10 protein-coding genes and 1 tRNA gene are annotated in these 15,222 nt (G+C 40.7%); 2 read left to right on the forward strand and 9 right to left on the reverse strand.

The annotated features are described in order from the left end of the window. Positions 1 to 131 precede the first annotated feature (131 nt). A complete protein-coding gene (locus ACFQ19_RS07060; protein ID WP_379591374.1) occupies positions 132 to 686 on the forward strand; it encodes a beta-class carbonic anhydrase in 555 nt (184 codons plus the stop codon). Between the two features lie 59 nt (positions 687 to 745). On the opposite strand, the gene ACFQ19_RS07065 is transcribed toward ACFQ19_RS07060, so the two are convergent. After that, positions 746 to 1,831, reverse strand: coding sequence for an undecaprenyldiphospho-muramoylpentapeptide beta-N-acetylglucosaminyltransferase (locus ACFQ19_RS07065; protein WP_379591375.1), 1,086 nt, complete (start codon positions 1,829 to 1,831; stop codon positions 746 to 748). Positions 1,832 to 1,935: 104 nt separating this feature from the next. On the opposite strand from ACFQ19_RS07065, the gene ACFQ19_RS07070 reads away from it, so the two are divergent. Beyond that, entirely contained in the window at positions 1,936 to 3,303 is a 1,368-nt protein-coding gene (locus ACFQ19_RS07070) for an MATE family efflux transporter (protein WP_379591376.1), read from the forward strand. A gap of 475 nt (positions 3,304 to 3,778) precedes the next feature. Here ACFQ19_RS07070 and ACFQ19_RS07075 read toward each other — a convergent pair whose 3' ends face one another. The 8 genes from ACFQ19_RS07075 to ACFQ19_RS07110 all read right to left on the reverse strand — a co-directional run bounded on the left by ACFQ19_RS07075 (position 3,779) and on the right by ACFQ19_RS07110 (position 15,194). Further along, on the reverse strand, positions 3,779 to 4,966 hold the full coding sequence (locus ACFQ19_RS07075; RefSeq protein ID WP_379591377.1) for a NupC/NupG family nucleoside CNT transporter: 1,188 nt from the start codon (positions 4,964 to 4,966) through the stop codon (positions 3,779 to 3,781). Between the two features lie 322 nt (positions 4,967 to 5,288). After that, positions 5,289 to 6,581 (reverse strand): 2-oxoglutarate dehydrogenase complex dihydrolipoyllysine-residue succinyltransferase, encoded by a 1,293-nt coding sequence (gene odhB / locus ACFQ19_RS07080; protein WP_379591378.1) that lies wholly within the window; start codon positions 6,579 to 6,581, stop codon positions 5,289 to 5,291. Position 6,582: 1 nt separating this feature from the next. Then, positions 6,583 to 9,456 (reverse strand): 2-oxoglutarate dehydrogenase E1 component, encoded by a 2,874-nt coding sequence (locus ACFQ19_RS07085; protein WP_379591379.1) that lies wholly within the window; start codon positions 9,454 to 9,456, stop codon positions 6,583 to 6,585. A gap of 564 nt (positions 9,457 to 10,020) precedes the next feature. Beyond that, positions 10,021 to 10,494, reverse strand: a complete 474-nt coding sequence (locus ACFQ19_RS07090) for a tRNA (cytidine(34)-2'-O)-methyltransferase (RefSeq protein WP_379591380.1) — start codon at positions 10,492 to 10,494, stop codon at positions 10,021 to 10,023. A 168-nt stretch (positions 10,495 to 10,662) separates the two neighbouring features. Continuing rightward, positions 10,663 to 11,517 carry an amidase domain-containing protein gene (locus ACFQ19_RS07095; protein ID WP_379591381.1) on the reverse strand — a complete coding sequence of 285 codons (855 nt, stop codon included), beginning with the start codon at positions 11,515 to 11,517 and terminating at the stop codon, positions 10,663 to 10,665. Between the two features lie 123 nt (positions 11,518 to 11,640). Continuing rightward, positions 11,641 to 12,777: a tRNA epoxyqueuosine(34) reductase QueG gene (gene queG, locus ACFQ19_RS07100; RefSeq protein WP_379591382.1), complete on the reverse strand. Its 1,137-nt coding sequence runs from the start codon at positions 12,775 to 12,777 to the stop codon at positions 11,641 to 11,643. An 80-nt stretch (positions 12,778 to 12,857) separates the two neighbouring features. Then, the gene (locus ACFQ19_RS07105) at positions 12,858 to 14,555 is read right to left on the reverse strand and encodes an ABC-ATPase domain-containing protein (RefSeq protein WP_379591383.1); all 1,698 of its coding nucleotides are present in this window, start codon (positions 14,553 to 14,555) and stop codon (positions 12,858 to 12,860) included. A gap of 565 nt (positions 14,556 to 15,120) precedes the next feature. After that, positions 15,121 to 15,194, reverse strand: a tRNA-Gly gene (locus ACFQ19_RS07110). Positions 15,195 to 15,222: the final 28 nt, after the last annotated feature.

A 15,222-nucleotide genomic window follows, 5' to 3' on the forward strand; every position in this document is an offset into this window, starting at 1 on the left:
TGTCTGATATAAAGCCAATTGTGTTTTTAAAATAAATCAAACAAGCTATTTGTTAATGACTTTTTACATTTTATTTATTTTCATATTTTATATTTAGTGCTATTATTTTCTATTAAAGGAGCTGAAAAAATATGAATTTAGATCAACTTTTAGATTTCAATGAAAAATTTGTGGATAGTAAAGACTATGAAGCTTATACAACGGACAAGTTCCCAAATAAACGGATGGTTATTTTTACTTGTATGGACACACGTCTGGTAGAATTGCTTCCAAAAGCTTTAAATATTCGTAATGGCGACGTGAAAATGGTTAAAAATGCCGGCGCTATTATTCGTAAGCCTTTTGACAGTATTATGAAAAGCTTATTAGTAGCGATTTACACTTTAAAAGCGGAGGAAGTTGTTGTCATCGGACATCACGGCTGCGGCATGTCTAATGTGGACACAGAAGCATTACAGCAAACCATGCTTGATCGAGGAATAACTGAAGATACATTACATACCTTGGAACATTCCGGAATTAACCTTCATAAAGAGTTCCACGGTTTTGAAAAAATTGAGGACTCCGTGACGCAAAGTGTAGGCATTATTCGTAATCATCCATTGCTTCCGAATGAAGTGAATGTTCATGGATTAGTCATTGATCCAGAAACCGGAAAATTAGATGTGGTTACAAGAGAAGATTAAACAACCAAAGGACCTGCCCCTTTTATAGAGATGGGCAGGTCCTATCATATGCAATTAGCTTACTTTTTTTGAATAGATGTAATGATTTCGATTACTTTCTGTCTAGATTCCTCACTCTTATACTTCTTCATTTCATCCAGCATTACAGGAGCCGCTTTTTTCAGGGATTCTGCTTCCTGAGTCAGTTTTTCTGCTGTTAATGTTTCTTCTTCCACAATCTTGGCGTAATTTTTTTCTTTAAAAGAATCGGCATTAATAATCTGATCCCCTCTGCTTGCACCACGGGAAAGCGGGATTAACAGCATGGGCTTGCGCAACGCTAAAAATTCAAAAATCGCATTAGAACCAGCACGAGATACCACAAAATCAGTTGCCGCAAAGATATCTTTTAATTCCTCATGTACATATTCAAACTGCGCGTACCCTGGCATACGAAGGGAAACATCTACTTTTCCGCTTCCGCAGATATGAATAATCTCAAATTCCTTTAATAAGCCATCTAATGCTTCACGGATCGTTTCATTGATTTTTTCCGATCCGCCGCTTCCGCCCATGATTAAAAGAACAGGCTTTTCTCCCGGAAGTCCGGCATAATCTAAACCAGCCTTCTTATCCCCTGTAAATAATTCATCACGAATAACTGCACCAACGTAAGCTGCTTTCTTTTCCGGAAGATACTTCATTGTTTCCGGAAATGTCGCTAGTACTTTTTTTGTAAATGGTATGGACAGCTTATTTGCCAAACCGGGGGTAAAATCAGACTCGTGAATCACAGACGGAATTCCTCTTAATTTCGCTGCTGCAACAACCGGTACGGATACAAATCCGCCTTTTGAAAAAACAACCGATGGCTTTTTACCTTTCCCTAAAATACGAAAAGCCTGTATCGTTCCTTTTAAAACTTTAAATGGATCTTTAAAGTTTTCCTTGGACATGTAGCGGCGCAGCTTCCCCGTAGATATCGGATAATAAGTGACGCCATCTAATTTTTCAATTAAATTTCGCTCGATCCCTTCATAAGATCCAATATAATCGACTTTATAGCCCTGCTCCTGGTAATATGGTATAAGTGCTAAATTAACAATCACATGACCAGCAGTCCCTCCGCCAGTAAATAATATACGTTTTTTATTTCGTTTCTCCATGGATCAATTCATCCTTTCCCAAATCATTATATCAGTGTAAAATTGCCAGTGCACCTATTAATTTATGATAATTAAAGAATCACGAAATGTCAGGAAGATGAAAGATGTACGAAACAAGCAATCGCAGACAGAAAATCAAGCTTTTTATAATTATTATGGTTCCTATCCTGGTAACACAGGTCAGTATGAATCTGATGAATTTTTTTGATACCGTTATGTCTGGCCAATCCAGCGCTGGTGATTTAGCAGGCGTTGCGATTGGTTCCAGTCTGTGGGTACCTATTTTAACAGCTGTTAATGGGGTAGTTCTTGCAATTACGCCAATTATTGCCCAGCTGATCGGAGCTAAAAAGAAAGAGGATGTTCCGCAAGTTATTCAGCAGGGAATTTACTTATCTATTGCTTTGTCCTTCTTTATTCTCCTTATCGGTTCTGTTGTATTAGACCCGATATTACAGCTGATGAGTTTAGAACAGGATGTCCATCATATTGCAAAATATTACTTAGTAACGCTGGGAACAGGAATTATTCCCCTATTTCTTTTTCACACGATCCGGAGTTTTATGGATGGTCTGGGACAGACAAGAGCTTCGATGATTATTATCTTAATATCGCTGCCCATTAATGCATTCCTGAATTATATCTTTATTTTTGGCAAGTTAGGAATGCCGGCATTCGGAGGCATTGGAGCAGGAATTGCGACAAGTGTCACTTATTGGATTGTCAGTATCATTTCTTTGTATATGATCCATCGGGTTGCCCCTTTCAAAACATACCGGGTTTTTGAAGTATTTGTAAAACCCAAGCTTTCCTATTGGGTCAGCCAATTAAAAATTGGTATGCCTATCGGGCTGGCTATGTTTTTTGAAACAAGCATTTTTTCCGTCGTAACCATCATGATGAGTAACTATGACACAAATACTATTGCGGCTCACCAAGCAGCCATGAACTTTGCAGGATTGTTATATATGCTGCCGTTAAGTGTCGGGATGGCTCTGACCATTGCTGTCGGGTTTGAAGTAGGTGCCAAACGTTTTCAAGATGCCCGTTCCTATACGTATCTCGGGATTATCGGCGGCATTATGATTGCTGTTTTCATCGGGATTATTTTATTCCTGTTTGATGGAGCGGTTGCCCGTTTATACCATACCAATCCAGAAGTAATTGCATTAACAAAACAATTTATCTTGTTTGCGATTTTTTATCAGCTCGCAGATGCTATCGGCGCCCCGATTCAAGGTGCCTTAAGAGGATATAAAGATGTGAATATAACACTAGTTCTCGCATTAGTCTCTTATTGGATTATCGGTCTGCCGGTCGGATTTTTATTCGCAAACTATACGAATTTAGAAGCTTTCGGCTACTGGATCGGCATTATTGTCGGATTAAGCGCAGGCGCGATCGCCCTTCTGCTTCGTTTACTATATGTTCAACGTAATGTTAAGCAGAATAAGCCGGTAAAAGGCAGCTAAACATGGCTAACGGCTATTGAACGAAAAGCGCAAAGCGCCCGTTTAAAAACGTAGAGACTGCGCCCCCGTTTTTTGGGGGTGGTTCGACCATGGTCGAACTTCCTTTACCACTTGAGATAAAGGAATCACGGTGAGGTGACGAACCGATGATGACTTTCACCCGCGGGGCATAAGTGCGGCGATTTTGATGGGACGAGTAAGCGCAGTCCCAACTTTACTTCTGTCTGCGCCTGTCAGCTTGCCAGTCAGCAAGTCTTCTTTTCACCCGCAGGGCATAAGTGCGACTTCACCTCTGTCTGCGCCTATCGGCTTGCCAATCGCTAAGTCTTCTTTATCGTAGGGCACGACGTGAAATCTCTAAAGTTTGGCGCTTTCGTGGACATGGCTATTCCTGAATAAAAATTTAAAAAGGAAATCGTATACTTTTGTATCTTTAAAAAAAGCACCCTGAAGTTCAGGGTGCTTTTACATTATTTTATAAGAATAAGCCAACAATTGTTGCGGAAAGAATCGATACTAGAATCGAACCTGCCAGCAACTTCATGCCGAATTTAGAAACAATCACAGCTTTAGCACTGTCAATTCCTTTAACTGTACCTGCAATAATACCAATAGAGGAGAAATTAGCAAAACTTGTTAAGAATACTGTAACAATACCGACTGTTTTTTCAGAAAGCTGCTCTGTTAAAGGCTCAAACAACGACATAGCAACAAATTCATTGGTAACAATTTTCGTACCCATGATACTTCCCGCTTCCAACACTTCATTTGGAGCAATTCCCATCAGAATGCCGATCGGATAAAAAACATATCCAAGAATTTCTTCTATGGTAACTCCTGCAAATATCAATTGGATAATCCAGTTTACAAGTTCTAATGATGCGATAAAAGCCATTAACATAGCTGCTACAATTAAAGCAATTTTACCGCCTTCCAGCGCACCATTTCCCATTGCTTCAAAAATACTTTTATCTGTGCTGACTTCTTTAATATCTACTTTATCCTGCTCTTTAGGAACGTTGACTGGTGCAATGATACTTGAAATCATTAAACAGCTGAACATATTTAATGGCAGTGCGACTAAAATATATTCTTCCGGCAGCATCAGCATATATGATCCAACAATGGATGCAGACACTGAGCTCATTGCAGATGCACTGATAATATAAAGACGATTTTCTGTTAAATGATGAAATTGAGAACGGATGGCAATCAATGCTTCAGACTGGCCAAAGAAAATACTGTTAACCCCGTTAAATGATTCAATTCGGGGTAACCCGGTAATTTTTGATATCGCCGCGCCAATATATTTGATAATTATCGGAAGAATCTTTAAATAAGTTAATACCGAAAGCAACGTGGAGAAAAAAATGATTAATAGAAGCACGTTAAAGAAAAATACGCCGCCCTCTTCCAGTACAAACCCGTTTACAACAAAACCGATTCCTTCTTGTCCAAATTCAATTAACTTATTAAAGGCATTTGCTATCCCTGTGATAATATTTTGCCCCAAGCTAGTTGAAAACATAAACCAGGTAATCAGCAGCTGTAAAACCAGCATAACACCGACACCTATAAAATTGATTTTCTTCTTATTATTGGACATAAGGAACGCTAAGCCAAATGTAATAATAATTGCAAGAATACCTAAGAGAATATCCAAATTGTTCCCTCCTTAATAAAAGCGCTTTTATTCATTTCCATAAAAACTAGTGAATGAATGAGTATTCATTTACATACACAAGTATACCAAGGAAAATACAAAACATTGCTTATTTCCTTCTTTCATACAAGTTGTTCCTTCAAATATAATCATATTCGACATAGAACAGAATTTCAATACTCTCAAAAAGAATTAATTATTAAAATTATTTCCAATACAAGAAATTAAATGATATCTGTTTTATGACATTTTTCACTGGCAAATAATATCATGGAAAGAAAAGACCTTGATACGAGCTGTGTATCAAGGTCTTTTCTTATCATTAACCTTCCAGTAATAAATCGTATGGGTCTTCAAGCATCTCTTTAATTCGAACTAAGAATTGAACTGCTTCTTTTCCATCCACAATACGATGATCATAGGACAATGCAATATACATCATCGGACGCACTTCAATGGAGTCATCCGGCATAGCAACTGGACGTTTTATAATATTATGCATTCCTAAAATACCCACTTGCGGCGCATTTAAAATCGGCGTTGACAGCATAGAGCCAAATGTACCGCCGTTTGTAATTGTGAAAGAACCGCCTTGCAAGTCTTTTAAAGATAGTTTATTATCGCGCGCTTTTGTACCAAGGTCAACGATATCTTGTTCAATTCCGGCGAAATCCTTGCTGTCCGCATCACGAACAACTGGAACCACCAGGCCGTCATCGGTGGAAACAGCAATGCCGATATCATAGAATTTCTTAAGAACTAATTCATTATCTTGAATTTCTGCATTCAATAATGGAAATTCTTTCAGCGCTCCGACAACTGCTTTCGTGAAGAAAGACATAAAGCCGAGTTTCACGCCGTTTTTCTCTAAGAACTTATCTTTCCGCTTTTTACGAAGGTCCATCACAGCAGTCAAATCTACTTCATTAAATGTTGTCAGCATCGCCGTATTTTGCTGTACTTCTACAAGATTTTTAGCGATGGTTTGACGACGGCGTGTCATTTTTACGCGTTCTACCGGTTTATCAAACTCTGTTTTTTCTGATTTAGGCTCCTCTTTCTTTGCCGGTTTTGATGGTGCTGATTCTTGTTTTGGTGCATTATTATGCGCTTCAACATCATCCGGGCGGACTCTGCCAAGAGGATCGCGTGTCTGAACTTGACTTAAATCAATACCCAATTCGCGGGCACGTTTTCTTGCCGCAGGAGAAGCAATGACGTCGCCATTATTTTGCTCCGCAGCAGGTTCTTCCTTGCTTTCCTGAGAGGAATCCTGCTTCGGCTCCTGTTTTGGCTCTTCTTTAGGAGATTCCTCTTCTTTTTCATCTGCAGCAGCTTCCTTACTTTCTTCTCCATCAGAAGATGATGCTCCGGCTTCCCCATTTTCATCCAGCTTCCCTATGGTATCGCCTACAGAAACATCTTCTCCTGCTCCACTTGTGATTTCGGAAATAACGCCTGTAAATTCAACGTTTACTTCCACATTTACTTTATCCGTCTCTAATTCTACAATAGCGTCGCCTTTTTCTACTTTATCGCCTTCTTTGACAAGCCATTCCGCTATCGTTCCTTCTGTAATAGATTCCGCCAGTTCAGGTATTTTAATATCTTGCACTTTATTTTCCTCCTTCGAATTCACTCAATGCTTGATCAATAATATATTTATGCGCTGTTTGATGCACAGTAGGAATTCCTCCAGCTGGTGCTGCACGCTTCGGCCTGCTGATAACATGTAATTCCTGGTCATCTTGCAGAAGTTCTCTTAGAAGGTCATCAACAAAATCCCAAGCTCCCATGTTTTTCGGCTCTTCTTGTACCCATACAATCTCTTTCAAATGAGGAAGCTTTTTAATTTCTTCTTGAATTGCTTTTTGCGGGAATGGGTAGATTTGTTCTACACGCAGCGAGCGAATCCAGTCACAATTCTCTTCTGCTTCTTCCATTTCCCCTTCAATATCAACCATAATTTTACCGCTTCCTAATAACAGTCGCGTTGTTTTTTCCGGATCTGTATCAAAATATGGCTGTTCACGTAATGATTTAAATTTGCCGCTTGTAAACGCTTCTGGACCAGAAGCCATCTTGTAATCTCTGATCAGGCTGCTCTTCGGTGTCATCAGTACCAATGGACGCGCTTCCGGACGGGAACGCATTGCTGCCTGACGACGAAGCAGATGGAATAGTTGTGCGGATGACGTAACATTCGCTATTATCCAGTTATTTTCTGCAGCCATTTGCAAGAAACGTTCTAACCGTGCGCTGGAATGCTCTGGTCCTTGTCCTTCATATCCATGAGGAAGCAGTAGTACCATATTTGACTTCTCATCCCATTTGGCCCGTGCTGAAGCAATAAACTGATCAATGATAACTTGTCCGGCGTTTGCAAAATCACCAAATTGAGCTTCCCAAATAACCAGTGTACTTGGCGAGTAAACGCTGTATCCATATTCAAATCCTAAAACAGCAGCCTCTGATAATGGACTGTTCCGGACATCAAAGGATGCTTTGACATCAGATAATCCATGCATTGGGCTGTATTTTTCACCTGTTTCCACATCATGCAGGACAACATGACGGTGTGCAAAGGTGCCACGCTCTGTATCCTGGCCTGTCAACCGGATTGGTGTGCCGTCTCTTAATATAGAAGCGAATGCTAACGCTTCGCCGGTACCCCAATCAGCTTTATTTCCCTCTTCTAATGCATTTTCTCTGCGTTTCAAGATTCTTTCGGTTTTCCGGAAGCCTTTGAACCCTTCTGGACGTTCCAGCAATTCCGCATTCAGTTTCTTCAAAATCTCTAAATCTACTGCTGTTTCAAATTGATCTAATCTATTAGATAATACTTCCGGCATAGATTTCGGCTGCGGTTCTCCGATTTCACTCTCTGTCATTTCCTTATAAATATCAGAAAGTTTCTTATCAACTCCATGCTTGATTTCATCAAATTCACCGGATTCCAGCAGATTTCGCTGTTCCATCGCGCGCGCAAACAGCGTTGATACAGAAGGATGCTCATCAATTTCTCCGTATAATTGAGGTTGTGTCGTTCTTGGCTCATCCATTTCATTATGTCCATAACGACGATAACCTACTAAATCAATTAATACATCTTTATGGAATTTTTTACGATATTCGGAAGCTATTTTAACAGCAGAAATACAGGAAATCGGATCATCAGCGCTTACACGAATAACAGGAATTTCAAAACCTTTTGCCAAATCACTCGCATAGCGTGTTGAACGTCCGTCATGACGATCCGTTGTATAACCAAGCTGGTTGTTGGCAATAAGGTGAACTGTACCGCCTGTTGTATATCCCGGCAGATTACTTAAATTCAGCGTTTCAGCAACTACACCTTCCCCGATGAAAGCGGCATCTCCATGAATAACCAGCGGCATAGACTTGTTAATGTCCCGCGTCGGATAACCGCTTACATCACGTTCATCCTGAGCAGCCCGGGCAAATCCTTCTACAACCGGGTTAACAAATTCAAGGTGTGACGGGTTATGTGCAAGCGTTATTTTGGTATTCACTTTACTTCCATGTATCACTTCTTTTTCTGCACCGAAATGATATTTAACGTCCCCGGTCCAGCCATAGTTAATTGCTTTGGAACCTTCTGACGGCATTAATTCCTTGTCCCTTGTATAATTAAATTCCGAAAAAATCTTATCGTACGGTTTTTTCAGTACATTTGCAAGTACGGCTAAACGTCCGCGGTGCGCCATTCCCATCATCACATGCTCGATATTATCTTCATTTGCATATTTGACAAGGTAATCAATCATTGGAACCATCGTTTCCAAACCTTCAATGGAAAAACGCTTTTGACCGACAAATGTTTTATGAAGGAATTTTTCAAAGCCTTCTACTTCATATAAACGCTTAAGAATATCTTTTCTGTCTTCCTGATCTGGATCATATCTTGCGTTTCCTTCTTCAATCAGGTCAAACAGCCAGTTGCGTTCTTCATCATTATTTACATGATCGTACTCAAATGTAATCGTACCTGTATAATATTTCTTCATCAGGTTAATAACATCTAATCCTGTTGCAATTCCTTCTTTTTCACGTTCCCAAATCCATGTCGCAGGGATTTTTTTCAAATCTTCCTCTGTTAAATTATAATGCTCTAAATCCAGCATTTTTGACGGGGCACTTTTATACCCGCCGACAGAATAAATGTCAGCATTTGTATGACCATAACGCCGAATAGCCTCAACAAGTTTCATTGCTGAGGTTAATTTAGTCACATCAAAATTTTCTGATACATATTCACTGGAAGCAATTTGCCCGTTGACAACAGGACGTACTGCATCTTCTCCTGTCAGCCAATCAGGTGCACCGTGTGTATCAAACAAAGATTTAATAGAAGATTCCACTTGTTCCGGATCTTCTTTGTATAGCTCATATTGCTGTTCTAAATACCCCGCATTTGGTCCGTGAAACTGTCCCCAAAATTTTTCTGCAGACTCTTCATTTCCTGGCACGACTGATACCCCCATTGCATTACTAATCCGTCTTTGAAAACGGTTCAATTTTGTAATAATCATTTTACTATCTTTACATTAATTAATATACATGATTTTCAAGGTAGTTACAAGGAATCAGCACCGATTCCCGGGGAGAATTCGACATTTTTTATATAGAAGAAAAAATGGCCCCAAAACCGTTTTGGGTTTCTTATTTTTCTGATAATAAAAAGCTGATTCACATGTATATATCGTTTACTTTTAACGTAACATATTTGGCTTGTATACGTTAAATATAAGAATAGTTCACAAGCTGTGATTTTTCCGTTATAATAAAGGTAAATAACAGATAATGTTTCAAACAGGTATTATTACTACATAGAAGGAGGAATCCGTTTATGAATTTAGCATTAATCATGGGCGTTGTTGTAACTTTTCTAGTTTCTTGCTTCACATCCGGTTACGAAGCAAAACCGGGCGTTCCAAAAGAAGACCAACGTACTGCTTAACACGAAAGAAGCTTTATCAAAGTTCGTAAAAAAGATGTCTCCTATTCCGGAGACATCTTTTTTAAATGTTTTATTAATGTAAATCAGGAAATCCTTGCTGTCTTAACGCCTCGTAAATAATAATAGAAGTTGTATTCGACAGGTTTAACGATCGTACCTGGTCATTCATATGCACCCGCAGGCATTTATCTGCCTTCCCTTCCAGCAGTTCCCGAGGAATTCCCGTCGATTCTTTTCCAAATACAAAAAATTGGTCTGTTTCCACAGGTGAAAAATCAAAATCCGTATAATACTTTGCACCAAAATTTTCTATATAATAAAAATTACCTTCTGGATAAGTCTGGTACAATGCTTTAATAGAATGATATTCTCTTACATCCACATGCTCCCAATAATCCAGTCCGGCCCGCCGCACCATTTTATCATCCGTTGAAAAGCCCAGCGGATGAATCAGGTGCAGCGTTGTTCCGGTCGCTAAACACAATCTCCCGATATTCCCCGTATTCGCAGGTATTTCCGGTTCAAATAATACTACATGTAAACCCACCATTCATTCTCCTTCAATATTAAATTCTTGAAAAACCTGCATTTGCTCATCTTTTCTTATAGCCGCAGTTTTATCGCAGTTGCCTATGTGCACTCACTTCAACACATCGGGATTATCCTTCCCGCTACAAACTTGTTCTTTATCTTATTTTTCCCAAACAATACTCCACTAATTAATTTCAATACGGAAAAACTTATATTGTATTTCCGGTGTCCAGGCAGTTGAGTCTTCATACGACCAATAGCGGTTGCGGCTGTTATCCGTATGGGCATTGACAAGCGGCATGTTATCAGCATCTTTTCGCACTACGATCGTGGTATGGTTCCATGCGCCATCCCCGTCAAAATCATAGCAAATGACATCGCCGGGCTTTAATTCTTCTGGTGTTTCCACTTCTATTCCTCTTATACCACGTTCAGAACCGCTTAAGTACCAGCGGAAAGAATGTGCTACAGACCAGCTGAAACTCCAGGAATCACTACCATACCACCAGCCTCGCTCCCGAACTGGTTCGCCCCACATCGGACTGCCTCCTGCCCGTAAGCATTGGGAAATATAATTCGTACAATCATCTTCAAAACGCAGATATTCTGGGTTATAACTATTCCACCATCGTTCTGCATATTTGACTGCTTCCAGCCGGTTATATGTTATTTCACGGTGTGTTTCTTTTTGGTTTCCCTGTTTAAATACAGGAAAAGGATTTATGTTCTTCTCTACAACAGGTTTTTCAAACGCTTCATGCCGTACTTTTCCGTCAGCACTTCTCACAAGTTGATACGGCAGCACCTGTTCTTCTGTATAAAAAAAGTTTCCCTGCTTTATCAGATATTCCAAGTGTACAGCATATGCTGTTCGGCTCGTTGTTTCATAGGATTGCTTGCCTAAGATAAGCCCATTGCCTGTTATCTTTACAAGTTGCGCTTCCCTCTTCCTGCAGAGTGCTTTCTTTTTATCCCACCAGTTCTGCCCTGCTTTATCCCCACGGAAAAAACGCAGCCAATCTGTTGCAATATCGCCCATTAAAATCGCCTCCTTCTGAAAGCTTATGCTTCAAATGAAACTTCATTCCCCAGGCATTTTCTTCTGGCAGAGGAGGCGATATATAGAACCGGCATCGATATGTGCAATCGATTCTTCTTTCGTTTATTTAACCTTCATCACAGACAGCGCATTTTCTATTTCAAACTGCACTTGTTCATCATCTTCTTTTTCCAATGTTTCCGCAAGAGCTTCTCTGGCTGTATCTGTTCCTATCTTTCCTAATGACCATGCTGCCGTACCGCGGATAACCGGGCGCGGATCACGCTTCATCACTGCAACTAAATCTTCTTCCGCTGTTTTTTCTTTATAATGACCTAACGCTATAATCACATTACGCTGAATTGGTTTTTTCCCGCGCCAGGAACCAGACATGTGACCGAACTTTTCTTTAAATTCCCGATTTGATAAATGAAGCATCGGCCTGAGCCTTGGTTTTACCAGTTCCGGATCTGGCTCTAATTCTTCATGAAAATGCGCATCTTTATCACGGTTCCAGGGGCATACCTGCTGACACGTATCACAACCGTATAAACGGTTGCCTATCTTATTCCGAAATTCTTCGGGCAAAAAATCTTTTGTTTGTGTCAAAAATGCAATACAACGCTGTGCATTCAGTTGTCCGCCCTGAATAAGAGCGCCTGTCGGACAAGCATCCAAGCAGATGGTACAATCCCCGCAGCCGTCTTCTATCGGGGAATCCGGGATAAATGGAATATTGGTCAGCATTTCTCCTAAATAAACAAACGATCCATGTTCTTTAGTAATAATGGAGGTATTCTTGCCGCTGAAACCAACACCAGCTCGTTCAGCTACTGCCCGGTCACTTAATTCCCCTGTATCTACCATTGACTTTACAACGGCATCAGGTACCCGCTCTTGAATATACTCCCCGAGTTTATCCAGCCGTTCTTTTAAAGCGACATGGTAATCAATTCCCCACGAAGCGCGGGCAAAAATCCCTCGTCTGTCGCCTTTCGTCCCTCTTGGTGTGTTATCCATCCGTGAAGGATAGGCGACGGCAATGGAAATGATAGATTGTGCTTCTGGAAGCAGCCTTTTCGGTTCGGTTCTTTCTTCTATGCTGCCCTTTTCAAAACCCGATTGATAATTTAGTTCTTGCTGACGCCGCAACCTTTCCTTTAATTCCGTAAAAATATCAGCTGCCGCAAAACCAATTTCATCGATACCAATCGTTTTGGCATAGGCTTGAATATCTTTTTTCAGCTCGTCTACGTTCACCATACCGCCCCCTTTCTTGTATTTAAAATCCGTACAGGTTTATATTTACCCAAACACGTGCTAACTTACATCGTTGCTGCCTATTTCATAGAAAATGCAGCTTTGCGCATGCGGTTCAATACCGCTGCAATTTCATTTTTTCTTGGTCTGGCCAAGTCTCCAGGATGTTTTCCATTGCTATTTGTCAGCTTTTCCAATCCTTGATCCATTTTATCATCAATATGCTCGATTAAATCTGCAAACGTAGCATATTGTACCTCATTATTCCGATAAAGGTATTGAATAATTTCGGCAATCATTCTTGTTTGAGACGGGTCTGTCAGCTGCTCTGTATAAGCAAAGGAAATCGGTTCTTTTCCAAATAGAATTTGAAATTGCCCTTTCGCCTGGATTTTGAATTTTCTATCCGCCTGTTTTGGAAATGTAGAAGCTAATAATTTCCGTTTCTTTACGTTCATGAAATCTGCCGGTTCAACCTGACTATCGACAATAGGATCTTCTTGTACAATTTCCTTGGCTCTTTTGGTTACATTTCTCGGTTTATATTCTTCCATTAGAATAACATTGTCAGCTACTGAAAAGTAATCTCCAGAACCGCCTGTCACTAAAATAACCGATTTATTCGCTTCTTCTGCCAGCTGTGTGATGCGATGAATAAATGGTGTAATTGGCTCATTTTCCGGATCAATCAGTTTTTGCATCCGACCGTCACGAATCATAAAATTGGTCGCACTCGTATCTTCATCAATCAGTAACGTTTCTGCGCCAATCTCCAATGCTTCCATCACATTTGCAGCCTGTGATGTACTTCCGCTCGCATTACTGGATGAAAAAGAAGTCGTATCTTTTCCATGTGGAAGATTAGAAATGAACGGCGAGATATCCACAGACGAAATCTCTCTGCCGTCTTCTGCCCGGATTTTGACAGCGCTCGGATCGGTACAGATAAATTCACGACCATCACCGTTACAATGCGGATAGACACCGCGCTCTATCGCCTGAAGCAATGTACTTTTTCCGTGATAGCCGCCGCCAGTAATCAAGGTAACTCCTTGTTTGACCGCCATTCCTTTTATGGTTTTACCATGCGGAAGTTCCAGTTCCACTTCATCCTCTACAGGGCTCTGAAAGGCTATTGCCCCCTTTGCAGGCAAATCGCTGACGCCGCTTTTCCGCGGTAAAATGGAGTCGTTGGCAATAAAACTAACCCAATTATTTTCTTTCATCTGCTGCCATATCGCTTCCTGCTGGTCCGCTAACTGGACAGCTTGCTGGATCGTTTTATTCTGAATTTGCAAGACGGAATGCTCAATTAAAGAAGGAATGACCTGGTCAAATAATTTCATTGCTTCTTTTCCGTTTATCGTACGTCCGCTGGCAGGTAAACCTACAGATAAACAAACTGTAATCGCTTGTTCTGATATGCTTACAGCAGTGCGTTCTAAAATCTCCTGACCCGGGCCGTCAAAAGCGACCATACCGCTTTTCCCTGAACCTTTAACAGAAATTTTATTTTGATTTACCGCTTTGCTGACCGCTCTGGCAAAAGCGTCTTCTACAGCAATGCGACGCGCTTTTGTCTGCAGCCATTCTGCTTCAATAGCACGTTCTTTCTCCGGAATAACAACCCTTATTTTAGAAGGGCTGGCAAACGGATCTCCTTGTACATAATCTATATAGAGTGTATGACGCGGGTACGTGTAACTCCCGGCAATTTGTTTATATGCTTTATAACTTTTATGATCAATTTGTGATAACGTATTTTTTAGTTGTTTCATAATAACTCCTCCGTTCTTTTTGAACTCCTATATGAACAGGGTACTATGTGAAAGTAGCAGAAACAATTATTTCGCAGAACGAAAAGCGGAGAGCGCCCTTGCAGGCTAAGAACGCGACATCCTTGTCGCAACACCTGCACTAGCACATCGTGTGCGTCGAAAAACGTAGAGACTGCGCCCCCGTTCTTTAGGGGTGGTTCGACTTTAGTCGAACTTCCTTTCCCTTTTGAGATAGAGGGATCACGGTGAAGTACGAACCGATGATGACTTTCACCCGCGGGGCACGACGGACACGACGTCCTAGTATCGACGTTGGTCACAGGACGTGACCGTTCTTAGTCGATGAAAGTGCGACTTCACCTCTGTCTGCGCCTGTCGGCTTGCCAATCGCTAAGTCTTCTTTATCGTAGGGCACTCACGTGTTGTCTCCTAGTTTTTGGCGCTCGGAGCTGGACACGGCTGTTCCTGCTTAAGAATTTATTCATGGAAATCGTTATGCTTATTACAAAATAAAAACGCAACACTTCGTAGGCTACGTACGAAACACTGCGTTATCACATATGTATGGAGCGGGTGAAGGGAATCGAACCCTCATCATCAGCTTGGAAGGCTGAGGTTTTACCACTAAACTACACCCGCATGATAGATATTCCTTTTTCAATGACAA

It is taken from the genome of Oceanobacillus locisalsi, from assembly GCF_042675985.1.
Classification (GTDB): domain Bacteria; phylum Bacillota; class Bacilli; order Bacillales; family Amphibacillaceae; genus Oceanobacillus; species Oceanobacillus locisalsi.

Coding starts and splice junctions, on each gene's coding strand:
- ACFQ19_RS07060 (WP_379591374.1), top strand. CDS start 132: ATGAATTTAGATCAACTTTTAGATTTCAATGAAAAATTTGTGGATAGT.
- ACFQ19_RS07065 (WP_379591375.1), bottom strand. CDS start 1,831: ATGGAGAAACGAAATAAAAAACGTATATTATTTACTGGCGGAGGGACT.
- ACFQ19_RS07070 (WP_379591376.1), top strand. CDS start 1,936: ATGTACGAAACAAGCAATCGCAGACAGAAAATCAAGCTTTTTATAATT.
- ACFQ19_RS07095 (WP_379591381.1), bottom strand. CDS start 11,517: ATGGGCGATATTGCAACAGATTGGCTGCGTTTTTTCCGTGGGGATAAA.
- ACFQ19_RS07105 (WP_379591383.1), bottom strand. CDS start 14,555: ATGAAACAACTAAAAAATACGTTATCACAAATTGATCATAAAAGTTAT.